A 26,233-nucleotide genomic window follows, 5' to 3' on the forward strand; every position below is an offset into this window, starting at 1 on the left:
ATCCGTGAGTGTGCCGTACGCGCGGCAGCTCGAGTTTAACGAGGCCCTAGACGTCTTGTTTCGCGCGGATGATGCAACCGAATTGATGGTGTTTCTCACCACTTGTGTGACGCGATAAACGTAATAGAAGTTCCGCGATTTCGCAGAGGTGTTAGCGTGCTTGATACCCACCGAAACAGAGGAGCGCACCATGACCGAAACCGCAACCCGTACCCAGATCGGCAGCACCGGCGTCGAAATCGCCCCGCTCACGCTGGGCGGCAACGTTTTCGGTTGGACTGCTGATCGCGCAGCCTCGTTTGATGTGCTCGACGCGTTTGTAGCGGGTGGTGGCGACTCTATCGATACCGCTGATGGGTACTCGCACTGGGTTCCGGGGCACACGGGCGGCGAGTCCGAGACGATTCTCGGAGAGTGGTTCACGGCGCGTGGCAATCGCGAAGAAGTGTTTCTTGCGACAAAAGTCTCGACGCATCCCTCGTTCGCTGGCCTTGCCGCCGCCAACGTGCATGCCGCGGCCGAGGCCTCGCTGAAGCGTCTGCAGACGGATCACATCGACCTCTACTACGCACACTTCGATGACGAGGAAACCCCTCTTGAGCAGACTGTCGAAGCGTTCTCGAAGCTCGTTGACGAGGGCAAAGTGCGGGCCATCGGTGTTTCAAACTACACGGCCGAGCGCATCGACGAGTGGTTCAGGATCGCGCGCGCCGGTGGCTTCCACCTTCCGGTTGCACTGCAGCCGCACTACAACCTGGTCGAGCGCGACTTCGAATCGAACGGGCTGCGCACCGTCGCGGAGCGCGAGGGGCTGGCCGTGTTCCCGTACTTCTCACTCGCTAAGGGGTTCTTGGCGGGCAAGTACCGTGAGACGAGCGATGTGAGTGTGGCGGGCGCGAGCCCCCGCGCCGGCCAGGCCGCGGAGTACCTCACCGAGCGTGGTCTTGGTGTGCTGGGCGGGCTTGACGAGGTTGCGGCGAACCACAATGTTCCCGTTGCCGCAGTTGCCCTCGCCTGGCTCCGCGATCAGCCGACAGTCGCTGCACCGATTGCGAGCGCCCGCTCGGCCGAGCAGCTTCCGGCGTTGCTTGACTCGCTGCGGGTCGAGCTGACCTCAGAAGAACTGGGCCTGTTGGCCCGCGCGTCGGCCTAGGCACCCGTTTTCGCGCCCGCGCAGGTGACCCGGTGTCGGTGCAGGCGGGCACTATCTCCGCTCGCAGGTGAGAGAATCGACGGGTGATTGAATCCCGCGACCCTGAACCCACCCCCGAACCGAGCGCCGAGCGAACGACCTTCGGAGTTGGCCCCTGGCCGGGTGGCCGAGAGGAGTGGCCAGAAGAGGATCATTTCGACCCCGAGCTGCTCGAACACGGCGACTCCCGCAACGTGATCAATCGCTATCGCTACTGGAAAATGGAAGCGATCGTCGCCGACCTCGACGAGCACCGCCATCAGTTTCACGTCGCCATCGAAAACTGGCAGCACGACATGAACATCGGGTCGATTGTGCGCAGCGCGAACGCCTTCGCCGCCGATACCGTCCACATTGTCGGACGCCGCCGCTGGAACAAGCGCGGCGCCATGGTCACCGACCGCTACCAGCATGTCGAGCACAGTGAAGATGTCGCCGCGCTCGCAGCTTGGGCCCGCGAAGAGGACATCCCAATTATCGCGATCGACAATGTGCCGGGGTGCGTTCCGATGGAGACCTTCGACTGGCCCGAGCGCTGCGTCATGCTGTTCGGTCAGGAAGGCCCGGGACTGACGGATGAGGCCGTCGCCTCAGCCGAGGCCGTTGTTGAAATCACGCAGTACGGCTCAACCCGCTCGATCAACGCCTCAGCCGCTGCCGCCGTTGCGATGTACAGCTGGGTGCAGCAGCACTCGCCGCTGCGCCCGCGCTAAAGGCTTTCTGGAGCGCCGGCCTGACCCAGACCCAGCGTCACCCCACCGAGAGCTCACTTTTACATGATTATCCGCGCAAAAATCATGTAAAAGTGAGCTCTCGGAGAAAGTCTGGGTTGGCCAGGCCGGCGTCAAAGTCCAACCCCTGACTGCGACAGTGAACGAGTCCTATGCCACGTCCTTACGCCACCGGAACAGCCAGCCGGCAAACACGGCAACAACGGCATATGCGAGCAGCACTGCGAGCCCCGTCCAGATGCCGAGTCCCTCGGAACTGGATGGCATCGTCGGGTCGAGTAAAGAGAGGTCGTTCATCACGCTCGCTCCGACAAAGGCATCGGTCGCCGCTCCGGGTAAAAACTTCGCGACCTGCGCGCTCCAATCCCAGAACTGTGCGCCAAGGCGCAGCACCGGCTCGAGAAACTGCGTGAAGACGAGCGCTATCACAATGGCAAAAGCCTGATTGCGTACCAGAATGCCCACTCCGAAACCAATGATCGCCCAGATAGCGATCGAGAACAGCACACGAAGCAAGAGCAGCCAGCTTTCGCTGCTGCCGAGCCTTGCATCACCACCGGTCGCCTGCAGAACCGGGGCACCCGCGCCTACCGCCCCCAACAGGCCAGTCAATCCGACCACAAGGCCGATCCCGAACAGCACGAGCGACTTGCTCGCGAGCACGACGCCGCGTTTTGGTTCGAGCATAAATGTGAGTCCGAGGGTGCGGTGACGAATCTCTCCGGTCGCCATTAGCGCACCGAACAACAGGGGATCACATAACCAAAGGTCGACACCGACGAGTAGACCATGTTTGCTGTCTGCTGGGCTGGCATATCGATGCCGCTGCCACCGAGCAACTCGCCCATGGAGCTGAACATGAAGGCGAAAAGTGCGCTCATCATGGCCGAGTACCCCGCGAGCACAATGGCGAGGATCCACCACAGTCTCGTCGACCGCACCTTACGAATTTCGGAAGACAGGCTCCGTGTCAGCCGACTCATGAGGCACCCCCTTCCGTTGCGGTTGAGGATTCGGCATCGTCACCCGAAGCACCGTGACTCGACGGACCAGAGGATCCATCACCCTCAATAAGCTCCAAGAAGCTCTGCTCAAGTTCGGTCTCTTCTACACTCAGGTGCGATAGCGGGATCGCGGTCGCGAGCGAAAGCTCGCCGATCTTTTCAGGCTCAAGCCCCACAACCCGCATGACGTTACCGCGCACGCCATGCACCCTTGCCCCCGCGAGCTCGAGTGCGCGAGCGAGCGCAGTCTGGTCGTTCGCGGAGACAAGAATGGTGCGCTCGCTGTTTCCTTGCTGCAGTTCGGCTAGGGTGCCCGCAAATGCGAGTTCACCCCGGCGAATCACGACAACGTCGTCGACCGTCTGCTGTACTTCGCTGAGCAGGTGGGAGGACAGCAGAACGGTCTTTCCCTCACTCGCGAGGCGTCTGAGAAAAGATCTGATCCAGTGAATGCCCTCGGGATCAAGGCCGTTGATTGGCTCGTCGAGCAGAAGCACGTCGGGGTCTCCGAGCAGTGCTGCGGCAAGCGCGAGCCGCTGCCGCATGCCGAGCGAGTAGCCACCGGTCTTGCGGTCTGCCGCGTCGCTGAGCCCAACGAGTTCGAGCTTTGCGGTGACCTCGGAAGCGGGCACCCCGATGGCGCGCCGCACGATGTCGAGGTGTGCACGGCCGGTGTGCGCCGCGTGGAAGTCTGCTGAGAGCGAGGCCCCGACGGTGAGTGCCGGGCGCGGAAGCTCGGTGTAGGGCGTGCCGCCGATGGTAGCCGAACCACTGTCGGGTCGCACGAGACCGAGCACCATTGACAGAGTTGTCGTTTTGCCCGAGCCATTCGGCCCGAGGAATCCGGTTACACGCCCCGGCTCGGCCGTGAAACTGAGGGATCGGACGGCTTGTACCCCACCGAATCGTTTCGACAGCCCGGTGACTTCGACTCTTCCCATGCCTGCTCTCCTGCTCTCACCGACCCCTTCGCTACAAGCTTGGCAGAATCACGAGCGAGACGGGGGAGGCGCGCTAGTGCCCGCCACCTGTGTATGCACCGAGCGACGCGAGTCGTTCCATGTGCTCGGGGAGTGCGAATCGCGGATCCACGGTCGTGTCGTCGCCCGCAACCAACTGCGCGGCCCACTCGCCGAGCTGCGGCGCAAACTTGAAGCCGTGGCCCGAGAGCCCCGTGAGTGTAACAACCCGCCCGCTCGCACTGCGGTCTACGACGGGCAAGCGATCCGGAGTGTACGCACAGTGGTGCACGCTCTGCCGTACGGGCTCGGGGTTGATCCCTCGAACAGTTCGGCCGCACGCTGCCCGATCTTGATCAGTTCTTCGCGCGTGTGCGACGTCGGCACCTCGGCGACATCGCGGAAGACAGGCCACTCGGGGTTTGTGCAGGCCTTAAACGCGTAGCCGTCGAAGCTGGGGGCACCGAAGAAGTGCACGGGACCCGCGTCGCGCAGGAACGCGGGGAAGCGGTCGGGGGCGAACGCGGCGGGATCGCGTGGCATGAACCAGGTGAGACCGAGTACCTGCAGCCGCAGCAGGTCGTTGAGCTCGGGGGAGAGGCGGGTCGACCATGATCCGGACGCCACGACAACTTTTCCCGCAAGCCACGATCCCTGTGTTGTGCGCACGACAACCCCATCGGCGCGCTCCTCGATGCCGATCACGGGGGTGTTGAAGAACAGCCTCGCACCGTTCGCCTCTGCGAGATCGAGGGCGCTCATAATCGCGACCTCGGGTCGTAGTCCGCCGCCGTGGGCGTCGAGCAAGCCGATGTCGCCGTCTTGAATGCGATGCTGCGGGTATTCCTTGCGCAGTTCACTGTCGCTGAGCACACGGTGGGGTAGATCGAACTCACGAACAGTGCCGAGAGCCGTGACAAGATCGGGGAACCCTTCGGGGGCAATGCTGAGCGCGCCAACCTCGTAGTAGATGTCGCGGCCAGACTCTGCCTCGAGTTCCCGCCATAGTTCGCGCGAGCGTTGGATCATGCGCACGTACGTGCCACCCTCGTGCACCGCGGTGCGGAACACTCGTGACTCACCAGCGTAGGAGCCGTGCGAGTGCACGCGCCCGTACTGCTCAATGCCAACGACACTGACACCCTCGCGTTTGCTCAGCTGCCACAGTGCCATCGCCCCAACGGCTCCGGCACCGATGACCAATACGTCTGTTTTCTGCAGGTCCATGCGTGTCTCTCTTCTTTGTGGTCTCGTCGTTTCGTGCGGCATTCTGGCAATCACGCCAATGCCGGCACATCCCACAGGTTGAGCTTTGTACCGATGCCGTCGCGCACCGCGTTGCGATACACCTTGGTTGCCCAGGCCACGTCTTCAACCGGCATGCCACCGACCGAGTAGATGAAGATCTCGTCGTCGCTTTTGCGTCCGGGGGTGACGCCGCGAATAATCTCGCCGATGTCTTCGAACTGCTCCGGTGTCATGCGGCCCTCGCGCACGCGATCAACTAGGTGGATGCCCCAGATGCCGACTGTCTCGTGCGCGGGCTCGGGCAGCTCTTCGGCCCACGCCTGGTAGATCTTGCGGGCGTCGGCGACGTGGCGGGAGCGCAGCGTCAGGCTCTCGTCGAGCGCGAGGTGAGCCGAGCAGCAGATGAACGCACCGGGCTTGACCCACTCGTCTTTCACGCGAGGGTAGTGCTCCGATCCCATGGGACTGGGCACGGCAATGCTCACGATGTCGGAGCCGCGCACGGCGGTCTCCATGTCGGCGACCTGCTTGATCGTGGTGATCTGCGGAAACCTCTCGCGCGCCCATGCGATGAAGGTGTCGACCCCTACCTGGCTGCGGCCAGCCACCTTGACGGTCGTGATCCCTGGCCGCACCGCCACGAATGATTCGAGTGAGGTGCGGTTCATGGGGCCCGGACCCACGATCCCGACTACCCGCGCATCTTCGCGGGCGAGGTAGCGCGCGCCGACGCCCGGGATCGCGCCCGTGCGGTACGCGCTCAGCAGGTTGGCCGACATGATCGCGAGGGGTGCGCCCGTGTCCTTGTCGCTGAGGGTGAACATGAGGATCGACCGCGGCAGTCCGTGCTTTTTGTTTTCAACGTTCGAGCCGTACCACTTGCAGCCGGTCACCTGGTAGTCGCCGCCGAGGTAGGCGGGCATCGCCATGAAGCGGCGATCTGGGCCGTCAACCGGCATGCCAGGAAAGAGTTCCTCTTCGGGAAAGAAGATCTGGGCGCCGTGGGAATTATTCTCCGTGCCGGCCATTCGGTAGTCGCCCGCGGCAAACAGGCCCAGCATCTCTGACATGGTGTCGACGCACTCGGCCATGTTGGTCACGCCAGCGCGAATCATGTCGGGCTCGCTGAGGTAAAGAAAGTCGATCTTGGTGTTTGACTGTGTTTTGTCTGACTGTGTTTCAACTGACACTGCGGTGTGTCCCTTCGTTGTGGAATGGGACACAGCCTAAAACTATCCATCTGGATAGTCAAGGTGCGATGAAAACACGTGACGGGTTTTTCCTGGCGTGTGAGCGCAGATCAACCTTGTGAGTGCTCAGAATGTTGATCTGTACTCACACCATGAGAGATACTCGACTCAATAAGCTGCCGCATGCGCTGTACGGCGGGCCCAACGTCTCCCGGAGCAACAAGCTGCTTGAATACAATGCCGTCGAGAGTGAACCAGATGAGATCAGTGAGGCCAGGATCCGAGACGCCCAGACGGGCAAGTTGGCTATGGATCGCTGCCCGATACGCCTCGTAGTGACGTTTGGCAAATGGCCGCAGTTCGGGGCGGCGGCGAGTTTCGAGCAGCAGCTCATACTGAAACGACTGAATGCCGCTTTCGCGCTCAGCAAGAGTCTCGATGCCCGCGGCGAACTCAGAAACGGTGAGTCCGCTCTCGAGCATGTTTGATCCGCGCAGGCTCTCGTCGATTGCGAGTTCCATCGCCTCGGCAATGAGTTGATCCCGAGTGCCGAAGTGGTGTCGCACGAGCCCGTGCGATACCCCAGCTTCTGCTGCGACCGCACGATACGTGAGCGCCCGCAGCCCTCCGCTGGCAACGACAACTATCGTGGCGCGCAGAAGCGCCGTCCGGCCCGATGCATCTCCCATGTCTCGAGCGTAGCGATCCCACGAGAGGCACCGCCACCACTATGTCCGATTTCCGCGTGCATGCTGTTCAGGATGACGCGAGAATAGACAACATGAACCCAGCATCCTCACCCGCAACGCTCGACTTCGATGCGTGTTATCGTGCCGCGTCGGGGCGAGACGCCCGCTGGGACGGAAGGGTGTACCTCGGAGTCACAAGCACTGGTATCTACTGCCGCCCATCGTGCCCCGCGCGCAAACCCCGCCCCGAGAATTGTCGCTTCTATTCGAGCGCAGCGGCGTGTGTGGCGGCCGGATTCAGGGCGTGTAAGCGCTGCCGCCCCGACGCCGTTCCGGGCACCCGTGACTGGGACGCGCGCGGTGATCTCGTAGCCCGAGCCGTGCGCCGTATTCGTGACGGTGCGGTTGACGCCGTCGGAGTGGCAGGCCTTGCCGACGAGCTCGCCGTGAGCGAGCGACATCTGCGGAGGATGCTCATCGAAGAAGTCGGGGCGAGCCCGCTGCAGCTCGCCCGTACCCGGCGTGCTCACGCGGCCCGTGCTCTGATCGAAGAGACCGAGTTATCCCTCACCGACATCGCGTTTGCCGCTGGCTTCGGCAGCGTGCGCCAGTTCGGTGACACGATGCGCGAGGAGTTTGGAGTCGCGCCGTCTGGCTTGCCGCGGCGTGGCTCGGGATCGCCTCAACGTCGCGCCCAGGATCCCGAGGGGCCGACCTCTGACGAGCGCCCGAAGCTCGCCCTGCGCTTGCGAACCCGAGCGCCGTTCGCCGCCGAAGAGATGCGAGCCTATCTCGCGGCGCACGCGATCCCGGGCCGCGACGAAATTGCGGCGGACGGCACATCCGCACACGCTATTGACGTGCCCGGGGGCACGGCCGTGGTGCGCATTGATTGGCACGATGTGCCGCAGGTCTCACAGCAGCTTGAGAGTGGTGCAGACGCGGTCGGGATCCCGGTCACGCTCACGCTGCCGAGTCTCGCCGACACGATGCCTGCGATTCAAGCGGTGCGCCGCCTGCTCGATCTTGACGCCGATCCTTCACAAGTAGCGGAGGCTTTCTCGGGAGATCCCGTGCTCGGCAACCTGCTGCAGCGTTGGCCTGGTCTGCGCCTGCCCGGTGCGCGGCACCCGCAAGAGTTTGCGCTTGGCACGGTGCTTGGACAGCAGGTTTCGCTCGCCGCCGCTCGCACCCTGCAGGGGCGTCTTGCCGCGGGCTTTGAGACCAAGGTTGCGTCAGGGGCTGGTGTGGCTGCCGGTTTCAAGGCCGCTCCCGATCCCGCGCTTGTTGCCGCGATCTCGGTCGACGATCTGCGCGAGCAACTCGGGCTCACGCGTGCACGCGCGGCGACGCTGAGCACACTCGCCTCTGCGTTGGCCAACGGCCTCGATCTTGGCGCCGGGGCAGACCGGGATCGCGCTCGCGCTGAACTGCTTGCACTTCGCGGGATTGGCCCGTGGACCGTTGAACTCGTGGCGATGCGGGCGCTTGGTGATCCCGATGCTTACCCCGCCGGTGACCTGATCTTGCGCCGCGCCCTCGGCGTGACGAGCGACCGTGAAGCCATTGCGCTGGCACAATCATGGCGCCCGTATCGCGGGTACGCCACCCAGTACCTCTGGTCTGACTTCTTGGAAGCGACCGCACGAAAGGAACAGAAATGAATGCTGCACCGCTCGCTTGGACCGTCGTTGAGGTTGTGGGGCACCCGTTTCACGCCATCTGGACCCCTGAGGACGGAGCGATCCGTGCGGGTGGGTTTGCGACTGAGGGGGATCCGAGTGCTACGAGCCTGATGACGCGGTTGGAGGTGCTGGATCCTGAGATTGCCTCGCGAGGTCTTGCCGCTGAGGCGACCTCAGACGGAGCTGTTCCCGACGCGCTGCGTGCCTATGCTGCCGGCGACATTACGGCCATCGACGTGCTGCCAGTTGCGCAGCCCGAGACCCCGTTCCGCGGAGATGTCTGGCGCGCTCTGCGTGAGGTTCCGGGTGGTGCCGCAGTGACCTACACGGAACTCGCGGCGCTCGCCGGGCGGCCCTCCGCGGTGCGCGCGGCGGCCTCGGGCTGCGCCAACAATCTGGTGGCGCTTGTGGTGCCGTGCCACAGGATCGTGCGCACCGACGGTGGGCTCGGTGGGTTTTTGTTTGGCACCGACATTAAGGAGGCCTTGCTGCGGCACGAGGGTGTGGTGCTGTAGGTGCGCCTCTGAACGAGAAAAAGAATTGGAGGGGATGACGGGAATCGAACCCGCGCTATCAGCTTGGGAAGCTGAAGTTCTACCATTGAACTACATCCCCGGGGTGGAATCATCGTGATTCCAACTCCACAACCCTAGCAGAAGTGCTGCGAAGCCGTGTCGCAAAAGCTACTGGCAGATCGCACCCTTCTCCAGCAGAGCTGTTTGATCTTCTGCCGACCAGGTCATATCCGGTGCGATCCCAGCATTCGCCGAGAGTGCTGCAATCTCGAAGCCGAGTGCCTTCACAAACGCGGCTCCCGCCGACGAGTTGTTTAGCGCCACGATCACGGTGTAGCCCGAATCTGGATCGTGGAAGGCTGTCGTTAGGGTGCCGGTTATGGCGCCAGCCCTACCGTAGAGTGGCCCCTGCTTTTCCATGCCGAATGCCCACAGGCGTTCGTTGGGGTCGGGCGTTGCAGGCTCTTCGCCGGCCTTCACTTTTTCGGTGGGAATGGTTTCTTTCGTGACCGCAGACATCTTCTCGCCACCAAACGTGCCGTCGAAGAAATGAGTGTAGAAGGTCTTGAGATCCGAGACAGTGGTGACCGTGCCGCCCGCTCCAGCCAGCATCGAGGTTGAGACCTTGGGTACCTTCACAACGTCGGCGTCGCACACGGGCTTGCCACCACTGGAGGGGTAGGTGAGCCCGGTCATCGCGGAATCCGAGAGCGTGTCGTCATCTGGATCAGGGAAATAGCTTGAGCCCATATCCGCCTTGTCGAACACGTGGTCGCTCAGCAACTGCTGCGTCTCTTCCCCGGTCTTCACGCGGAGCACACGTGAGAGCAGTACCGCGTTTGTGTCGGACTGACGGAAGGTCGGCTCAGCATCGGGTTTGGTCGGGGGTGTATCAACAAGACCCTGCGCGATGAGTTCCTGCTCTGGCCAAACGCGGGTCGGATTGTTCGTGAAGATGTCTGCAAAACCTGTTTTGAAGTCCGCAATACCAGAGGTCATCGTGCAGAGTTCGCCGTAGGTGACGCCATCGATGCCGACCTGTCGGGTCAGATCCTTCGAGATCTCGCGATCGAGAGCCGGTTTTCCGGAGCCAGCCATGTCCATGAGCAGAGCACACATCACCGGTTGCGCGGCCTGGGCTGCGCGGATCGGACTGTTGCCGCCGATCTTGTTGCTGCCATATCCGCGAACATATTCGGTGCCGTCATTGCCCCAGACGCCAATGATCGCCTCGGTTGACCCGCTCTGCTTCATTGCCGTTGCGATGGCATCGTCGATGCTTGAAGCGAGCGAACTATCGATCGTGTTGGCATCGACCGTAGGAGTGCTAGATCCGCTGCTAGTGCATGCGGAAAGACCGAGCGCCGCTACAGCGAGCACGCCAAGGGTCGCGAAGCGTGCGCGACGCGTGGACTTCGAAAACAACTCAACCGCCAATCTCTGCGGGGACACAGAACTGGCGAGAGTCTACTGTGTTCGGCTGTGAAAAAATGCCGGGGACGGGCTAAGTGAGGGGAACCTTACTAGACTGAGCGGGTGAGTAGATTTTCGGAGACCGTGATTGCCGCAGTTACAGGGCATATGAACGGAGACCACCCAGAAGATAATCTCTTGATCGCGCGCGCTTTCGGGCGGCCCGGCGCAACGGCCAGTACGATGATTGGCCTGAACGAAGAGGCTGGTATCTGGCGTGTTACCGACGCCGACGGCGAGAAAGTTCTCGCTGTCGCGTGGCCGAGCGGACCGATTTCAGAGCGCCCCGAGATCCGTCGTGAGGTTGTGGTTCTCTACAAGACTGCCTGCGAACGACTCGGGGTCACGCCGCGCGAGGAACACAAAACGGCCGCTGAGCACCCGCACGGCACGGCACTTCCGCAGGACGTCTCTGCAGATGAGAGCAAAGCCTTCTCGAAGGTTATTCGTGAGACCTCCTGGTCGGATCACTCCGACAGTGAGGGCGCAGGGTTCATGGACGACATCATCAAGGGTCGCGGCACGAAGCAAGACTACGTTGCCCTGGTCGCCCAGCACTTCTTTATGTACGAGGCCCTCGAGGCCGCGGCGGAGCAACTCGTCACTGACCCTGCCTTCGCAGAGTTTCACCCGGCGGCTCTCGTGCGCCTGGGTGCGGCGCAGGCCGACCTTGTGTACCTGATCGGTGATGACTGGCACGAGCGCATCGCGCCGACCCCAGCAACTGAGGCCTACGCAGCGCGCATTCGTGAGATCGCGGCTGAGAAGTGGCTCCCCGGCATCGTGGCGCACCACTACACGCGCTACCTTGGTGACCTCTCGGGTGGCCAGATGATCGCAAAGCTTGTTGCGAGGCAGCACGATCTCACTGATGGTGGCATCGAGTTCTACAACTTTGCTGAGCTTGGCTCGATTCCTGAGTTCAAGAACACGTACCGCGCCGGGCTTGATCGTCTTGGGGCGAACATGGACGAGACCGAACGCGAGCGCTTTCTCGAAGAGGTGCGGATCGCCTACGGTTTTAATACCGCGGTGTTCGTTGACCTGAGCCGCCAGAAGGCTGCCGCCTAACCGACCCCGTTTTCGGTCATGAAGCGCACCACGTTCGGGTCAACGATCACGTCGCGCGGCTGCAGCGGACGCCTCAGGTAGAGCCCGTCGAGTGAACGCACGCGGCTGAGCGCCACGTACGTCTGCCCGGCGCTGAACGCGCGCGGGCCGAGGTCAATCACGGCGGCGTCGTAGGTGTGCCCCTGCGACTTGTGCACGGTGACGGCCCAGGCGAGCCGCAGCGGAAACTGCTCGAACTCGGCCACGACTTCCTTCTCAAGTTTTTTGGTCTCGGCGTCGTAGCGGTAGCGGTACCGCTCCCAGGTGGTCGGTTCGACCTCAAATTCCTCGTCGGATCCGGCAATCTCCACCCACACGGTCCCGTCGACGCGAGACACCGTGCCGATGGTGCCGTTCACCCAGCGGCCGTCGGAGTCGTTGCGCAGAAACATCACCTGGGCACCCGGCTTGAGTTCAAGTACCTCGTCGGCGGGGTAGGTGTTTTCTCGAAACTCGCCATTGATCTCGGCGACCGCCTTGAGCGGTGTGCCCTTGATTTCGGCGAGGCGCTCGGCGTTGATCTTGTTCACCACGGCGTTGGTTGTGGCGAGAGTGATCACGTCGCGGGGCGCGGCTCGGGATCCGGCAGCGTTGAGCTCCTCCGCCTGATCCGCCTCGACAACCCCATGGCGCACAGCACCAAGGATCTGCTTGAAGCGATCGTCACGCTGTCGGTGAACCTCTGTGAGCTCGATAGCCGCGATGGGAGCGCTCGACCACACCTTCGCGTCAAAGAACCAGAGCGAACGATAGGTGTCGTGAAAATAGGCCCGCTCGTGCGGGTCTCGGGGTGGTACCGGGGGCAGCTGGTACGGATCCCCGAACATGATGATCTGCGCGCCACCAAACGGATCGTGTTTTTTGCCGCGGGCGATTCTGAGCGAGCGGTCAATCGCGTCCATAAGGTCAGCCGACACCATGGAGATCTCGTCGATAACCAGGGTATCGATTGATGCAAGCATCTTCTTCAGTTCGGCGGGCTGATCCAGATCTTGGTCGGCGATGACCCCGGTTGGCAGCCGCAGCAGCGAGTGGATGGTCTGGCCGCCAACGTTGAGCGCCGCGACGCCGGTCGGCGCGCACACGGCGATGATCTTGCTGGTGTTCCAGGCGAGGTGGTTCAGGATCGTCGACTTGCCCGTGCCCGCGCGACCCGTCACAAAAATGTGCTCGCGGGTGTGTTCGATGCGTTCGTAAACGGCGAGCTGTTCAGGGCTGAGGTCGGGGCGTGCCACTCGTCCAGCGTACTCTGAAGTGGGGGTGCGGGTTTGAAGCCCGCACCCCCACGAATCGCTAGCGGCGAGCGACTATGGCTCCCACCTGTTCAGGGAGTGCGGTAGTCGTTGGCAAGGCGGAAGATGAACGCGGCCATTGCCTCGCGTGACAGCTTGTCTTTCGGCCAGAACTCCTTGGTGCTGCCGACCTTGTTGCCGGTCGTCAGACCCTCGGCGTACATCCACGAGATCTCCTTGTAGAACGGCATCCCCTGCTTCATGTCTGCAAGTGGTGACGTTGCCGGGGCCGTAAAGTCTTTCGGGCTCTCGAGACGGTAGATAAACGCTGCCATCGCTTCGCGCGACAGTTCTTCCTTCGGGTGGAACTCAGGCTTGCCGCTCGACTGCCTGTATCCGGTTGAGAGTTTCTGCTCCCACATCCAAGCGATCTCTTTGTAGAACGTGTCCTTTGTGGTCACGTCCGCGAACGGTGACACCTTCGGTGCCCGGTAGCTCTTGTCGGCTTCCATGCGGAAGATAAACGCTGCCATCGCTTCCCGCGACAGCTTATCTTGCGGCTTGTACAGCGGCTTGCCTGCTGGCTGACGCCAACCGGTCGAGTAGCCCGTGAAGTTCATCCAGTCGATCTCTTTGTAGAACTTGTGCGAGACCGGAGTGTCACCAAAGACCGGTGTCTTACGAGCCTCGTAGACAGGCTTGGGAGTCGGCGGCTCTACTATCTGGGGCTCCACGTGCGTGGTCGGTGTGTGCACGATGTCGTAGTAGACGTCGGGGTTCGCTGCATCGGGGGTGATGCGGTAGGTGAACTCTTCGTTAGTCAGTACCGTGATGGGGACGACGCGGGTGAAGAGCACGTTGCCCTCGGCGTCTTTAGCGACGAGGGTTCTCGTCGTCCCGTCTGGTGAAACGACCCAGTCACCTCGCATCTTGGGGGTGTCGTCGAGGTTGTACATGGTGAAGGTGCCGTCGGTCTTGTAGTAGGCCCAGCCGACGAAGTTTGCGACGGCGGGGTCGGTCAGCGCGACCTCGTCACCGTTCTGGTTGACGGCGCCGGTGGTCTGCCACGGGGTCGAAGCGAGAACGGCGGAGGGAGACACGGTGCCGGGCTCGGTGTGCGTGGTGGGCGTGTGAATGATGTCGTAGTAGACGTCGGGGTTTGCAGCATCGGGGATGATCCGGTACGTGAACTCGGCGTCGGTGAGAACGGTGATCGGCACAACACGGGTGAAGAGTACGTTGCCGTTGGCGTCTTTTGCGACGAGGGTGCGGCTCGCACCGTCGGCAGAGACCGTCCAGTCACCCTGCATCTTGGGGGTGTCGTCGAGGTTGTACATCTTGAAGGTGCCGTCGGTCTTGTAGTAGGCCCAGCCGACGAAGTTTGAGACAGCGGGATCGGTCAGCGCGACCTCGTCACCGTTCTGGTTGACGGCACCGGTGGTTTCCCACGGTGTGGCAGCGAGAGTGTCCGACGGCGTAGCGGCCACTTGCGTGGGCGCGCTAGAAAAAGTGGTGGGCGTGTCGACGGCAAGTGCGCCGGCGGCGGGCAGAGCGCAGAGGGCGGCGGCTGCGAGCGCCGAAGTGACCATCAACGATCCGAGCTTGTGTGATTTGCGAACGGGCATACGTGCGAGTTCCTGTCTAGTCGGGGGTGTACATCTCGCCTCGAACTCGGTGTGCTGAGGCGATGACAACCACGCTACGGACGCGCAAAATAACTCACATCAATCATTCGGTTGAACCTGCTGAGCTGCGTCTTTGCCAGGCAAGACGCTCTTGAGGCGACGCTGTATCTCTGCGTGACCGCCGCGACACGCCCCTCGAGAGCTCACTTTTGCATGTTCTGTTGCGAAAAATCATGTAAAAATGCACTCTCGAGGGGCTAAAAGGGCGGGACCCGGGCAGCCCACCAGCCCTCAAATCCGAATCAACCCCTGCTTCACCGCCGCGGCCACGGCGGCCTGCCTGTTCTCGGTTCCCAGTTTGGTTGAGGCGTGGTGCAGATGGGTCTTTACTGTTGCCTCACTCACCACCAACTTGCGCGCGAGTTCGCGGTTCGAGAGGCCCTTCGCCGCGAGCGTCAGCACCTCAAGTTCTCGGCTTGTGAGCGTCTCCAACGGACGGTCTCCGCGCTGCCGTAGTCGCTCCGCAATGGCGCCCGGCATCGCTTCGCTGCCGAGCACCGCAGAACGAATCGCCTGGAAGAGGTCGGCTGGTCGGCTGTCTTTCACCAGGTACCCGGCTGCTCCTGCCTCTACCGCGCGCACAATATCCGCGTCCGAATCGTACGCGGTGAATATGAGCACCTTGACGGATTCATGGGTGCGCCGAATTGCAGAGGTCACCTCGATTCCACCGGGTTTATCGGGCCCTAGATCGAGGTCCACGAGTGCTACATCGACGGGCAGCGCAGCAAGTCGCGCCGAGACCTCTTCCAGCGACCCTGCCTCGGCAACCACCTCGAAGTCGGGCTGGGTGTCGAGCAGAGTTCGCACCCCGTGTCGAAGCACCGGGTGATCGTCAACGAGCAGTATTTTGACCATGGCTTACTCCTCTGCAACTCCCGTGAGCGGCACAATAGCGGCAACAACGGTGCCATGCCCCGGTTGGGATTCAACTGATAGCTCGCCGCCGAGGGTGCTGGCCCGCCAGCGCATAGCCCGGATCCCGAACCCACCAGCACCCTCTGCAACGGCTGAACTCTCGGAATCAAACCCAATCCCGTTGTCAGCGATATCTACCCCGATGGCATCGGGAAAGTAGTTTAGCGTCACACGCACAGTGGAGGCACCAGCGTGTTTCGAGATGTTGATCAGCGCCTCCCGGGTGATGCGCTGCAGGGCGTGACCGACGGCCGCGGTCACGGGTTGCGGTGATCCTGACACCGCAAACGTAGCGCCCGCCGCCTCGGCCTGCACCCGCAGTGTCTGGCTGAGCGAGACCGCGGCGTCGCGTGGTAGTTCAAGGCCGTGCAGCAGCTGTCGCGTCTCAACGAGCGCGTCGCGCAGCGCCTCGCGGGCCTCGGCGACGGCGCTGGAAGGACGCCCCTCGCTGAGCTCGTCTGATTCGAGCAGGATCAGCGCACCCGCGGTCCGCTGCACCACCGTGTCGTGAAGCTCGCTCGCGACGCGGCCCCGCTCGGCGAGAGCCCCGGCCTCACGCTCCGACTGCGCGAGTTGCGAGCGCGTCTCGACCAGCTCTGAAATGAGGCACTGCTGTGAGGCGAGCGCGCGGTCAAGGCTCGAGTAGGCGTAGGCGAGCACAAGGCCCCAAAGAAGGGGCCGAGAACGAGACCCAGATCCTGACCCGCGACATGAAAAACAGGCCGAGGCTGACCGCCACGACGACCGCAAACGAGAGAATAGCGGCAACCCGTCCGCTGAGCACGCGGTGCACGGCAAAGAATAGTGCGAAGGCGCACCAGCCAAATGAGGGAGCCAGCACCACGAGCGGCAGCCAGAACGCGGTCGCGAGCAGCAGGCCGAGGCCCTGGCGGGATCGCACAGAGGTGAGGCGGGGGCTCGCGGTGGGTTGGGGCTGCTGACGCCCGAGTACACCGACCGCGTAGCTGACTCCGGCACAAATGGCGAGGGCGAGGATCAGCGGACCGTTGCCGGTGAGCGGGTGATAAATGAAGTACCGAACGCCGCAAACGAGCAGCAGTACGCCGAAACCAATGTCGACCGCAAGATCCATCGCCCGCAGTAGGTCACGCCGCCTTGGCATATCGAGAGCGTCTGTGGTTCGTGTCACGCGATGGTCCTTAAGTCGAGCGGTAGCTCCTTACTCGACGGCCTTGAGGCTACTACACACAAATGATCTACGCGTCAGGGTTCCACGGTGGCAGCAGCACCTGCGTTGAGTTTTGCTCATTTATGGTGATGTAGCCTCCCTCGACACTCACTCCAAAGTGGTCGCCCGAGGCTGACCATTCGAACACGAGATCGCCGTTGAGATCGTAGACAAAAACTTTGGGAATCTCATACCCTCCGGGGTAGAGAAACATGGTGCCGTTTTTGCTCACCCCTTGCATGTCTGTACGCACATCTGAGGCCTGGTTGTAAGACGGGGGAGGATCGCTCGCGCGCTGTGAGCCGTCATAGAGCTCCGATTTTTTGTCGAGTTTGCCGTTCTGTGTATAAATTTCTGGCGATTCGCCCTGACGGAAAAACATCGCGGGAGTGCCCGAAGCATCGATAGCGAATACTCCCTCGCCCTTGATGTGATCGGCGGTAGAAAAGGTCACCCCAGCTTTTGGCGAGGGAGTTATACCAACGAATCCGGTGTGGTAATTCGGATCCTCGAATCGGTGTGTTTCGTTGCCTTCCAAGTCGTAGAAGACCTTGTCGTAGCCCCACCTTTCTCTTGACGCTCGAGCAGAGAGAAACCGTCGTTTGTCCAAGAAGGCCCACCGTCCTTGTAATCTATTGAGACAGTGTCGTCACTTGATCGTCCGTCAATGACGGTGAAGTCGCCCTTGCTATTCGAGTCGCTCATGCCGAGGTGTCCATCCTGGAGCACAACGACCGAGGTCGCGCCCCTTTTGCTCAAACTTCTCGTCCAGAGGATACGGTCCGCGCCCACTCCGATTACGCGTTCATCGTCCGCGAGAAAAACTGAAACACCATCAACCTCCGTGAGTTGTTTCAAGCGGAAGAGGCGGTCATCTGTAAGAGGTAACTCGCTCTTTAGCTCACCTGTGCTTGCGTCGGCGAGGTGCCATGTAGTGTCTTCTTTTAACGTAAATGTCTTTACGAGCACGGAGTCACCATAAACTGCGTCCTCGCCGCAATCCATGTCTGTGAGTTCCCAAACGATTCCGGCTCCGGTCGAGGGCACGAGCGAATGAGCTTGCACGCGACTTCTAAAACCGGGACCCCTGACCGCCTCGACAATTAAGTGGTCCTTGGTGATGCCGCACACCTGGTTAGTTGTGGAGTAAACGGCGTCGACCCCCTCAGCGTAGGCCTCGCTAAACCAACGCCCCGAATCGCCTATGGGCTTCAGGTTCTTACTTGTAATAGCCGATACTTCATCTGTTTCGCTTACAGCCGTGCAACCGGTAAGGGCGACACTCACTACGGTGAGGGTTGCAATGCAGGCGGATAACGTCCTTGCGAGGGTCAAGATTTAGCTCTCCATAATCTGGCGGCGCGCCACTATCGGCACCGCCCGAACGCGTATTCAACGCGATACCGAGGATAGCGAATGGATTTCCCGTGGCGAAGCTTTGGTGATGCCGTCAACAGTATCCCGGTACTGTGGAGATGACTATCGGCGAGCGCTCGATTCGAAGTTGGGAGTGCAAACAGCGTGGACGAAGCCTCAATGACAATCGGTGACCTGGTCGCGATCGAGACGCTGCGCACGCGTGTGCTTTCGGGCGCGAGCGGTGCCGACCGGCGAGTGTCGTGGGCGCACAGCTGTGAGCTCGAGGATCCCTGGCTGTGGGTCGGGTGTGACGAGTTGCTGATGACCGTTGGGTTTTGTGTGCCGAAGGACCCCGTGGGCCAGGTTCACTTTGTGCAGGAGCTTGTTGCGGCCGGGATCGCGGGCGCCACGATTGGTGGCCGCGACGAAGATCTGGTGCTGAGTGCCGAGATGCACGCCGAGGCCGATCGCCTCGGGTTTCCGCTGCTGCGCACCGAGCCCGCAGTGCCGTGGTCTGCGATATCTCAGCACGTTGCGGCGGCTGCGAGCAGCACTCAAACCTCTCACGTGTTAACTCTGGCACGACTGTACGAGGTTGCGGCGGCCGCGAGCAGCCCGCAAGATTTTGTCGACGAACTGGCACGGCTGTTGGATGTGCAGATCTCGGTCATCGACCGTGAGACTGGGTTGAGTCTGCTGTGTTCTGCGAGTCTTATCGTCGGTGAATTCGAAGAGGTAAGGATCCGCAGCCATCAGTTTTCCCAGCGTCACAGGGCGATCCTCGAGATCGGTGAGCGCGCACAAGAGGGCCTGAACTCTATGGTGCTGGTGCACCTGAAGCGGGTTATTGAGGTCGAGGTTGACCGTGCGCTGCTCGATGCAGAGGCCGACGTCACGGCGCAGGACCTCGCCCTGAAACACCTGCTCACCGACGGCGACAGCCGTGGCGCCGAGGCCGTGCTGGGTGAGGGGACGATTCACTCGGGATGCCGTCTGGTCGCGTTCTCTGAAGAGACGGTCGAGGGGGTGGCGCGGCTCGCATCGATTCGGGGGATCAGCGTACTCGTTGGTAGCGGGAGTGAACACGGGATCGCGCTTGTGCCGAGCGACGAACTCGACCGCTTGCGCGAACTGCTTCGAGAGCTTGGCATTGCCGCTGGAGTTTCTCATTCCATTGGCAGCTGGGGCGACTCCCGAGGAGCCGTTGTGGAGGCCGCGAGTGCGCTCGCTGACGCGCACGGTGTGGCGGGGGCATGGGCCGAGTTTGCTGCTGCTCGGGTGGGGCTTCTGGCTCGGAGCGAGCGGGAATCCCGTGAGATTGTTCGTGAGGTGCTTGGTCCGCTCTCCGAGGTCAGTGACCGGGCGGCAACACTCAGGGAGACGCTGTTCAGCTACCTTCGCAATGACCGCAGTTGGGCGCGAAGTTCCGCTGAGCTGGGAGTGCACCGACAGACTCTTGCCTACCGGCTGCGGCAGGCGGAGACCCTCACCGGAAGAAGCGCGTCGCGCAGCGAGGATATCTCGGCGCTGTGGATCGCCATGCAGGCTTGGGAACGGTTTGGTGCGGATCCTGACCTGGGGTGACCCCAGTCTCAGCTCTGCGGATAGATTCCGCCTCAACTTCATACTCCCGTACAGACGCGGACAGCAGTGCGGAGGCGTAGTCTCAATCCGACTGCGTGAGTAAAGGTGCACGCGCGGCTCGGAATCGAAATCTGAGGAGACGAACAGTGGTTGCTGGACCTCGAGTGAGCGACAATTTCATCAATGGCGAGGTGTCGTTCTGGGTACACGCGGAGGGGCGGCCGAAGCAGCGCCCAGGGTTGCCGGGCAATATCGAGGCGGACGTCGCGATTGTCGGAGCCGGGCTCACCGGGCTCTGGACCGCGTACTACCTTAAAGAAGCGAGACCCGACCTCAACGTTGTGGTGGTCGAACGCGAGTTCGCGGGCTTCGGGGCTTCAGGGCGCAACGGTGGTTGGATGAGCGCTAAGTCGCCGGGGCAGTTTCGGCGATACGCGAAGGCGGGCGGTCGCGACGCCGCGATCGCGATGGAACACGAGATGTTCGCCGCGGTGCGCGAGGGTGTTACCGTGGCGAAGGCAGAGGGCTTTGGGGAGCATGTGGTGCAAGACGGCCTGATCCACGTCGCCACTAACAACGCGCAGTGGGATCGGCTGCAGGGCACAATCGCGTCGCTGAAAGACCATGGTTGGGGACCCGACGACTACGAGGTGCTCTCGCCGACAATGCTCGATGAGCGAGTGCGGGTCGCCGACGTTCGTGGCGCGTACTGGAGCCCCCACTGCGCACGCATCAATCCCGCGGAGTTTACCTTCGGGCTCGCCGCTGCGGTTGAGCGCCGCGGCGTGACGATTTACGAGGGCACCACCGCAACCGCCATTAGCCCTCGTCGCGTCGAAACGAACCGCGGTGTCGTGAGTGCGGAGTATGTGGTGCAGGCGATTGAAGGGTACACACTCTCGCTCAAGGGTCAGTCCCGTCGCTTCTTGCCAATGAACAGCAGCATGGTGGTGACTGAGCGGCTGAGTGATGCCCAGATGGATGAGATCGGCTGGCACGGTGCCGAGCTGATGGGAGATGTTGCGCACAACTTCGCCTACATTCAGCACACGGCAGACAACCGCATCGCGCTCGGTGGCCGCGGAGTTCCCTACAACTTTGCTTCCAGCTTTGATCGGAGTGGACGCACCGCCGACGCAGCGATCGAGCAACTCGGCAACCGCCTAATCGAACTGTTCCCGGCACTCGACGGAGTGAAGCTGGAGCACAGCTGGTCAGGTGTGCTCGGGGTGCCGCGCGATTGGTGTGCGGGGGTCAACTTCGACCCGGCAACCGGGATCGCCGATGCCGGTGGGTACGTGGGTCACGGTGTGACCGGCACCAACGTTGCCGGGCGTACAATTCGGGATCTGATCCTCGGCGAAAAGACAGACCTCACCAGGCTGCCCTGGGTGGGACACACCTCGCGCAACTGGGAGATCGAGCCGCTGCGCTGGACCGCCGCGACGGCCCTCTACGCGGTCTACCGCTTCGCCGACCGTGAGGAATATCGCACGGGCACCGCTAAGACCCACGTCTCGGCAAAACTCGCCAACGTGATTAGTGGGCGCTAGCGCTGCCGTTAATGCGGTTCGGCTAGGGATCTGGCTGACCTAGCCGCTCGGCGGACCCATAAGGCGGTGAACCCAGCGAACCCAAGAAAAAGCACAATTGCGCAAATTAGAGGGGCTGTGCTGCTCAGGCTCTTTAGCTGATAACTCAGCAAGTAGCCGAGTGGCAAAGTGCCAAGAAACACTGCACCAACACCCGCTCCAATACTTGTTTCAAGAACTCCTCTGTGAGTTGAGCTATCGGACAAGTCTGTGTTGGGTGCAAAAATCTTTTTCCCGAGGTACGCACCTAGCGAGCTCGAAAGACCCGTGAGCAGGCTCACTATGAACGATGGGATGATCACTAGGTAAACAACCCAGAACATGGACCAGTTGGCATTCGGCCACGCAAAATACCAGAGGGCGACCCCTGAAAGTACTGGAACATTGATGAATATGGCGCTCCACAGCATCAGTGCGAGACCGAGCTTGCGCATTGACATATTTGTATAAGTCGCCACTATTGAACTGATTTCGATTGGTTTGAAATTCTTTGGGCTCAACATCCCACGTTGTCACAACAATGGAACGCACAGCAGCAAGTATTGCACTGCCGGTGGTTGCGCGTTAGAACACACCGCCACACAATGAGCCCGAGTATCAATCCGCGGCCAAATTCATACTCAAGGCCGTGTCCAAGCTGAGAAATTGCTGGTTACGCTGAGGCGAGCCAAGTGTCGGGATCCTCACCCCGGCAACCGCTGCCGCAAACGCCGGAACGTCGAAGGAGACTTTCATGAAGACTGCATTCATTAAGACCGCCACTGTGGTCGCAGCCAGTTCGCTACTGCTTGTCGGTTGCGCCGGCGATGCGAAACCCAGTGAACCCGTGACCCCAATCTCGAAGCCCGTTGCCGGGGAGGTGCCTGATGGGGTGCTGAAGGGTTACTCCGTCACGTATGCCGGTGATGGTGGCACAACTCAGGACGCGCAGATGTCGGCGTTTTTTACCCCGTTTGCTGAGACCTCGGGTGTGAAGTTCGAACAGGATTCCCCGCAGACACTCGCGAAGATCCAGTCCCAGGTCGAGTCAGGCAACATTCAATGGGACTTCATCTCATCGTTCGGTGACGCCATTGCACGTGAGTGTGGCACCCTCTTCGAGAAGCTCGATCTCTCGAAGCTCGACACCTCCAACGTGCCCGAGTCGCTGATGAGTGGCACCGAGTGTGGTGTCCCCTCGATCGTCTACGGCACAGTTCTCGCCTACGACGCCGACAAGTTTAAGGCCGATGCCCCGAAGAACTGGGCCGACTTCTTCGACGTGAAGAAGTTCCCAGGAACCCGCGCGCTCTACAGTGGTGACGGCAAGATCGACGGATCTACAGTGCAGGCGGCCGCGCTCGCCGCCGGCTGGAACCCGGACAGTGACAAGTGGTCGGTTGAGTGGGCCAACAAGGGTCTCGACAAGATCGATTCGATCAAAGACAACATCGTGTTCTATGGCACAGGTGCCCAGGCTCAGCAGATGCTGGAGTCGGGTGAAGCCGTTATGGGAGGCGTGTGGAGTGGTCGTGCGCTTGCCGCAGCCAAGAACGGTGCTCCGGTTGAGGTTGCGTGGGATCAGTGGGTATCGCTCGTTGACTACTTCGCGATCGTCAAGGGCACCAAAAACTCTGAAGAGGCCTACTACGCCATCAACTACGCACTCGGTGCGGATCAGCAGGCTGCCTGGGTCGAGGCCAGCGGTTACTCGCCGACCAACGTGAACGCAAAGCCCAAGGTCGACGACCTGACACAGAGCTACATCCTCACAACGCCTGAGCGGCAGAAGACCGGTGTTGATCTGGAGCTTGCCTTCTGGTCAGACACCGACACGATCACCCCGCTGCAGGATCGCTGGGCCGCGCTGGTTGCTGGCGCCTAAGTTTCTCGAGTGTGGGGTTCGAGCCTCGGGCCCCACACTCTTCCCTTCTGTTTTGAGAGAGTGTTGAGGTTATCAACATGGCAAGTGCGCCAGAAACTCGGCAGTTTTCGACACTGTCGACGCAGGCGATCAGGGTGAACGAGGCCGGATCCCCGAAGAAAAAGATGAAGCTCGGCAAGGGTGGGCCGCTGCTGCTTGCGCTGCTCCCGGCCCTCATCGTGCTGGGCATCTTCTACTTTTACCCGATGCTCACCGTGCTCGTTGCTGCATTCACGTACCCCGAGGTCGGGCTGCAGAACTTCGACTGGTTCTTCGGGCAGCCCGTGAACGTCGCGGTGCTTTCCCGAACCATCACCACGAGTTTTTGGGTGATGCTGGTTTGCCTCGTAATGGCATTTCCGTTCGCCTTTTTCATGACGATCGTGAAGCCCGCGACTCGAAACATGCTCATGCTCATCGTGCTGATCCCGTTCTGGACGAGTATGGTCGTGCGCACGTTTGCCTGGGTTGTGCTGCTGCAGGATTCCGGGCCGATCGGGCAGTTCATGAAACTGTTCGGGGTTGAGCAGCTTGGGATCATGCGCACTCCAACGGCGGTGCTCATCGGCATGGCTCAGGTGCTGCTGCCGTTTGTGGTGCTGCCGATGTACGCGACGATGTCGAAGATCGACACCCGCTTACTGACCGCCGCGCGCAGTCTCGGCGCAAGGCCGGCCAAGGCGTTTGTGTCGGTGTATCTGCCACTCGCGCTGCCGGGTGTCGCCTCTGGCGCTCTTCTCAGTTTTGTGATGGCGCTTGGGTTCTACATCACTCCTGCGATGCTCGGTAGTTCGCGCGATGCGTTCCTGTCGACGCTGATCCAGGGCCAGGTGCAGGGTCTCGCGCAGTGGGGGTACGGCGCAGTTATTGGATTCGTGCTGCTGTTTGTCACGCTGGTGATCCTCGGCCTCGCAGCCTGGATCGGCAAAAAGACCGGCGGGTCGGTGCAAGACATGGTGGGTGGGAGTAAAGCATGAACGAGATCAGGCCCCGTACAAAGTTTTTGCTGGGTGCAATCGCCACGATCGTTGCGATTTGGCTTGTTGCCCCGATGTTTATCGTGTTCCCGATCTCCTTCTCGGCAGACGCGAGTTTCCAGTTCCCGCCGCGTGAGTGGTCAACTGTTTGGTATGAGTCCTTCTTCACGAAGCCCGCTTGGACGCAGGCGCTCGGCAATTCCGCGCTGATCGGCTTGATTGTGGCGGTTGTTGCCACCTCACTCGGCACCATCGCCGCGATTGCCATCAACCGCTCGGAGAGCCGGTTTGCGGGATGGGCTTCAACCGCAATGTTGACTCCGATGATCGTGCCACCCATCATTGCGGGTGCGGGCATCTACACCTTCTTCTTGAAGGCTGGACTTGTCGGTACGATCTTCGGGTTTGTGATGGTGCACGTTGCCCTAGCGTTCCCACTTGTTGTGATCGCGGTGAATGCGAGCCTGTCGGGCTACGATCGCAGTCTCGAATTGGCTGCGGCGAGCCTTGGCGCTGGCCGTTTGAAGACATTCTTCACAGTGACCGTGCCTCTCATTGCTCCGGGTGTCGCGGCGGGTGCCGTGTTCGCCTTCGTCACGAGCTTCGACGAGGTGATTGTGTCTCAGTTCATGGTGTCGCCATCGCTGCAGACGCTGCCGATCATGATGTACTCAAGTGTCACGCGCACCACCGATCCCACGATCGCGGCGGCTGCTTCGCTGATTCTCGGTGCGATCATCCTCGCCTTTGTGCTCTTCCAGTTTGTCGTCACCCCGCTGGCGCGCCGCTCACGCAACCGCACGGCTGCTTAGCCCGACGAACACATTTCTTTAGACAGGAACCTTGAACATGACCGCAGAAACGATCCTCGACCTGAATGGTCTGTCGAAGATCTATGGTGAGGCCATCGCGCTGAACGAGATCGACCTTGAAGTAAAGGAAGGGGAGTTTCTCACCTTTCTTGGCCCGTCAGGATCAGGCAAGACCACCACACTCAACCTGATTGCTGGCTTCCTCGAGCCTTCTTCCGGCAGCATGATGCTGAACGGTACCCCGCTTGAGAAACTGCGCGCGCACGAGCGCAACCTCGGCGTGGTGTTTCAGCACTACGCGCTGTTCCCGCACATGACCGTCTCCGACAACGTCGCGTACCCGCTGAAGCAGCGCAAGATAGCAAAGGCCGAGCGCGAGCGTCTCGTGGCCGAGGCGCTCGAGATGGTGCGGCTGTCGCAGTACGCCGATCGGTTCCCGAAGCAGCTCTCGGGTGGACAACAGCAGCGAGTTGCCCTTGCACGGGCGGTTGTGTACCGCCCGCCGATCCTGCTCATGGATGAGCCGCTGGGTGCGCTCGACAAAAAACTGCGCGAGTGGTTGCAGCTTGAGTTGCGCCGCATTCACCGCGAGCTCGGTTCGACGTTTATCTACGTCACCCACGATCAAGAAGAAGCGCTGGTGCTGTCGGATCGCATCGCGGTCTTCAATGAGGGGCGGATCGAGCAGATCGGGTCTGCACACGAACTCTATGCTGCGCCGAAGACGCTCTTTGTGGCGAAGTTCATCGGTGAGTCCAGTGTGTTCAAGGGCACTATGGTCGACGGTATGGTGTCGGTGGGAGACCTGAAGGTGGCCGGGGTTGGCTCGGTTGGGATTGACCGCGGTGCAGTTGTTGTTCGCCCCGAAAAGCTTGAGGTCGCAGACGCCGCGGATCCCGTGCTCAGTGCCGAAGCCACGAACCGTGTGCCCGGCACGATCGAGGACATCGTGTTTTTGGGGTCGGCGGTCAAATACAACGTGACGACCGCGCTGGGCGAAGCGGTCGTGCGTGTCTCTGAAGAGCGGGCCCTCGACGCAAAGATCGGCGACGCGGTTGTGGTCGCCTGGCGCACAGCCGACGCGGTGATGCTTCCAGACGACGGTTCGTAGACGCCCGTCCACCCGCCCACCCACCCGCCCATCCTGATCCGGTGTAGCCATATTGCTAGTTGACCCCACGCCAAC

At 61.5% G+C, this 26,233-nt stretch carries 24 protein-coding genes, 1 tRNA gene and 1 pseudogene; 11 read left to right on the forward strand and 15 right to left on the reverse strand.

The genetic code is table 11. From position 1 onward, the window contains the following. The first annotated feature begins 190 nt into the window (after positions 1 to 190). Positions 191 to 1,153, forward strand: a complete 963-nt coding sequence (locus tag G7066_RS01945) for an aldo/keto reductase (protein ID WP_166328641.1) — start codon at positions 191 to 193, stop codon at positions 1,151 to 1,153. 86 nt (positions 1,154 to 1,239) lie between these two features. After that, positions 1,240 to 1,905, forward strand: coding sequence for a TrmH family RNA methyltransferase (locus G7066_RS01950; protein ID WP_166331858.1), 666 nt, complete (start codon positions 1,240 to 1,242; stop codon positions 1,903 to 1,905). A gap of 168 nt (positions 1,906 to 2,073) precedes the next feature. Here the strand turns inward: G7066_RS01950 and G7066_RS01955 are convergent, their stop codons facing one another. The 6 genes and pseudogenes from G7066_RS01955 to G7066_RS01975 form a co-directional block, all read right to left on the reverse strand. Continuing rightward, positions 2,074 to 2,655 carry a hypothetical protein gene (locus tag G7066_RS01955; RefSeq protein ID WP_244303171.1) on the reverse strand — a complete coding sequence of 194 codons (582 nt, stop codon included), beginning with the start codon at positions 2,653 to 2,655 and terminating at the stop codon, positions 2,074 to 2,076. Beyond that, positions 2,655 to 2,906 (reverse strand): hypothetical protein, encoded by a 252-nt coding sequence (locus tag G7066_RS15500; protein ID WP_244303173.1) that lies wholly within the window; start codon positions 2,904 to 2,906, stop codon positions 2,655 to 2,657. Before G7066_RS15500 ends, G7066_RS01955 begins: the two co-directional genes overlap by 1 nt. Beyond that, positions 2,903 to 3,868, reverse strand: a complete 966-nt coding sequence (locus G7066_RS01960; RefSeq protein WP_166328643.1) for an ABC transporter ATP-binding protein — start codon at positions 3,866 to 3,868, stop codon at positions 2,903 to 2,905. The genes G7066_RS15500 and G7066_RS01960 overlap by 4 nt, the downstream gene beginning before the upstream one ends. A 73-nt stretch (positions 3,869 to 3,941) precedes the next feature. Continuing rightward, a pseudogene (gene solA, locus G7066_RS01965) lies at positions 3,942 to 5,155 on the reverse strand (N-methyl-L-tryptophan oxidase). 8 nt (positions 5,156 to 5,163) lie between these two features. Then, the gene (locus G7066_RS01970; RefSeq protein ID WP_244303178.1) at positions 5,164 to 6,324 is read right to left on the reverse strand and encodes an ornithine cyclodeaminase family protein; all 1,161 of its coding nucleotides are present in this window, start codon (positions 6,322 to 6,324) and stop codon (positions 5,164 to 5,166) included. A gap of 110 nt (positions 6,325 to 6,434) precedes the next feature. Further along, on the reverse strand, positions 6,435 to 7,013 hold the full coding sequence (locus G7066_RS01975) for a TetR/AcrR family transcriptional regulator (RefSeq protein WP_166328647.1): 579 nt from the start codon (positions 7,011 to 7,013) through the stop codon (positions 6,435 to 6,437). Between the two features lie 92 nt (positions 7,014 to 7,105). Here G7066_RS01975 and G7066_RS01980 point away from each other — a divergent pair, with 92 nt between their 5' ends. Continuing rightward, positions 7,106 to 8,677: a DNA-3-methyladenine glycosylase 2 family protein gene (locus G7066_RS01980; protein ID WP_166328649.1), complete on the forward strand. Its 1,572-nt coding sequence runs from the start codon at positions 7,106 to 7,108 to the stop codon at positions 8,675 to 8,677. Then, positions 8,674 to 9,213: a methylated-DNA--[protein]-cysteine S-methyltransferase gene (locus G7066_RS01985; protein ID WP_166328651.1), complete on the forward strand. Its 540-nt coding sequence runs from the start codon at positions 8,674 to 8,676 to the stop codon at positions 9,211 to 9,213. Before G7066_RS01980 ends, G7066_RS01985 begins: the two co-directional genes overlap by 4 nt. Positions 9,214 to 9,239: 26 nt before the next feature. Here the strand turns inward: G7066_RS01985 and G7066_RS01990 are convergent. Both G7066_RS01990 and G7066_RS01995 read right to left on the reverse strand, forming a co-directional pair. Next, a tRNA-Gly gene (locus G7066_RS01990) sits at positions 9,240 to 9,313 on the reverse strand. A gap of 68 nt (positions 9,314 to 9,381) precedes the next feature. Beyond that, positions 9,382 to 10,665 carry a serine hydrolase domain-containing protein gene (locus tag G7066_RS01995; RefSeq protein ID WP_244303180.1) on the reverse strand — a complete coding sequence of 428 codons (1,284 nt, stop codon included), beginning with the start codon at positions 10,663 to 10,665 and terminating at the stop codon, positions 9,382 to 9,384. Between the two features lie 84 nt (positions 10,666 to 10,749). On the opposite strand from G7066_RS01995, the gene G7066_RS16770 reads away from it, so the two are divergent. Beyond that, a complete protein-coding gene (locus G7066_RS16770; RefSeq protein WP_280116188.1) occupies positions 10,750 to 11,757 on the forward strand; it encodes a biliverdin-producing heme oxygenase in 1,008 nt (335 codons plus the stop codon). On the opposite strand, the gene G7066_RS02005 is transcribed toward G7066_RS16770, so the two are convergent. From G7066_RS02005 to G7066_RS02035, 7 genes are all read right to left on the reverse strand, one after another. After that, positions 11,754 to 13,031 carry an ATP-dependent DNA helicase gene (locus G7066_RS02005; protein ID WP_166328653.1) on the reverse strand — a complete coding sequence of 426 codons (1,278 nt, stop codon included), beginning with the start codon at positions 13,029 to 13,031 and terminating at the stop codon, positions 11,754 to 11,756. The two genes, G7066_RS16770 and G7066_RS02005, sit on opposite strands and share 4 nt — an antisense overlap. A gap of 89 nt (positions 13,032 to 13,120) precedes the next feature. Next, positions 13,121 to 14,653, reverse strand: a complete 1,533-nt coding sequence (locus tag G7066_RS02010; protein WP_166328655.1) for a DUF4822 domain-containing protein — start codon at positions 14,651 to 14,653, stop codon at positions 13,121 to 13,123. 291 nt (positions 14,654 to 14,944) lie between these two features. Beyond that, on the reverse strand, positions 14,945 to 15,571 hold the full coding sequence (locus G7066_RS02015) for a response regulator (RefSeq protein WP_166328657.1): 627 nt from the start codon (positions 15,569 to 15,571) through the stop codon (positions 14,945 to 14,947). A 3-nt stretch (positions 15,572 to 15,574) separates the two neighbouring features. Beyond that, a complete protein-coding gene (locus G7066_RS02020; RefSeq protein ID WP_166328659.1) occupies positions 15,575 to 16,291 on the reverse strand; it encodes a sensor histidine kinase in 717 nt (238 codons plus the stop codon). Then, positions 16,263 to 16,781, reverse strand: a complete 519-nt coding sequence (locus G7066_RS02025; RefSeq protein ID WP_166328661.1) for a hypothetical protein — start codon at positions 16,779 to 16,781, stop codon at positions 16,263 to 16,265. Before G7066_RS02025 ends, G7066_RS02020 begins: the two co-directional genes overlap by 29 nt. A 67-nt stretch (positions 16,782 to 16,848) precedes the next feature. Then, positions 16,849 to 17,274, reverse strand: coding sequence for a hypothetical protein (locus G7066_RS02030; RefSeq protein WP_166328663.1), 426 nt, complete (start codon positions 17,272 to 17,274; stop codon positions 16,849 to 16,851). A gap of 20 nt (positions 17,275 to 17,294) precedes the next feature. Beyond that, positions 17,295 to 18,107, reverse strand: coding sequence for a hypothetical protein (locus G7066_RS02035; RefSeq protein WP_166328665.1), 813 nt, complete (start codon positions 18,105 to 18,107; stop codon positions 17,295 to 17,297). Between the two features lie 249 nt (positions 18,108 to 18,356). Between G7066_RS02035 and G7066_RS02040 the strand changes: the two genes are divergently transcribed. The 6 genes from G7066_RS02040 to G7066_RS02065 all read left to right on the forward strand — a co-directional run bounded on the left by G7066_RS02040 (position 18,357) and on the right by G7066_RS02065 (position 26,158). Beyond that, on the forward strand, positions 18,357 to 19,763 hold the full coding sequence (locus G7066_RS02040) for a PucR family transcriptional regulator (RefSeq protein ID WP_166328667.1): 1,407 nt from the start codon (positions 18,357 to 18,359) through the stop codon (positions 19,761 to 19,763). Between the two features lie 146 nt (positions 19,764 to 19,909). Further along, complete coding sequence (locus tag G7066_RS02045) at positions 19,910 to 21,316, forward strand: NAD(P)/FAD-dependent oxidoreductase (RefSeq protein ID WP_244303182.1); 1,407 nt, start codon at positions 19,910 to 19,912, stop codon at positions 21,314 to 21,316. A gap of 772 nt (positions 21,317 to 22,088) precedes the next feature. Next, the gene (locus G7066_RS02050; protein ID WP_166328669.1) at positions 22,089 to 23,219 is read left to right on the forward strand and encodes an ABC transporter substrate-binding protein; all 1,131 of its coding nucleotides are present in this window, start codon (positions 22,089 to 22,091) and stop codon (positions 23,217 to 23,219) included. A 77-nt stretch (positions 23,220 to 23,296) separates the two neighbouring features. Next, on the forward strand, positions 23,297 to 24,235 hold the full coding sequence (locus G7066_RS02055) for an ABC transporter permease (protein WP_205881501.1): 939 nt from the start codon (positions 23,297 to 23,299) through the stop codon (positions 24,233 to 24,235). Then, positions 24,232 to 25,047 carry an ABC transporter permease gene (locus tag G7066_RS02060; RefSeq protein WP_166328671.1) on the forward strand — a complete coding sequence of 272 codons (816 nt, stop codon included), beginning with the start codon at positions 24,232 to 24,234 and terminating at the stop codon, positions 25,045 to 25,047. The genes G7066_RS02055 and G7066_RS02060 overlap by 4 nt, the downstream gene beginning before the upstream one ends. Positions 25,048 to 25,084: 37 nt before the next feature. After that, positions 25,085 to 26,158, forward strand: coding sequence for an ABC transporter ATP-binding protein (locus G7066_RS02065; protein WP_166328673.1), 1,074 nt, complete (start codon positions 25,085 to 25,087; stop codon positions 26,156 to 26,158). The last annotated feature ends 75 nt before the right edge of the window (positions 26,159 to 26,233 follow it).

It is taken from the genome of Leucobacter coleopterorum, assembly GCF_011382985.1.
Taxonomy (GTDB): domain Bacteria; phylum Actinomycetota; class Actinomycetes; order Actinomycetales; family Microbacteriaceae; genus Leucobacter; species Leucobacter coleopterorum.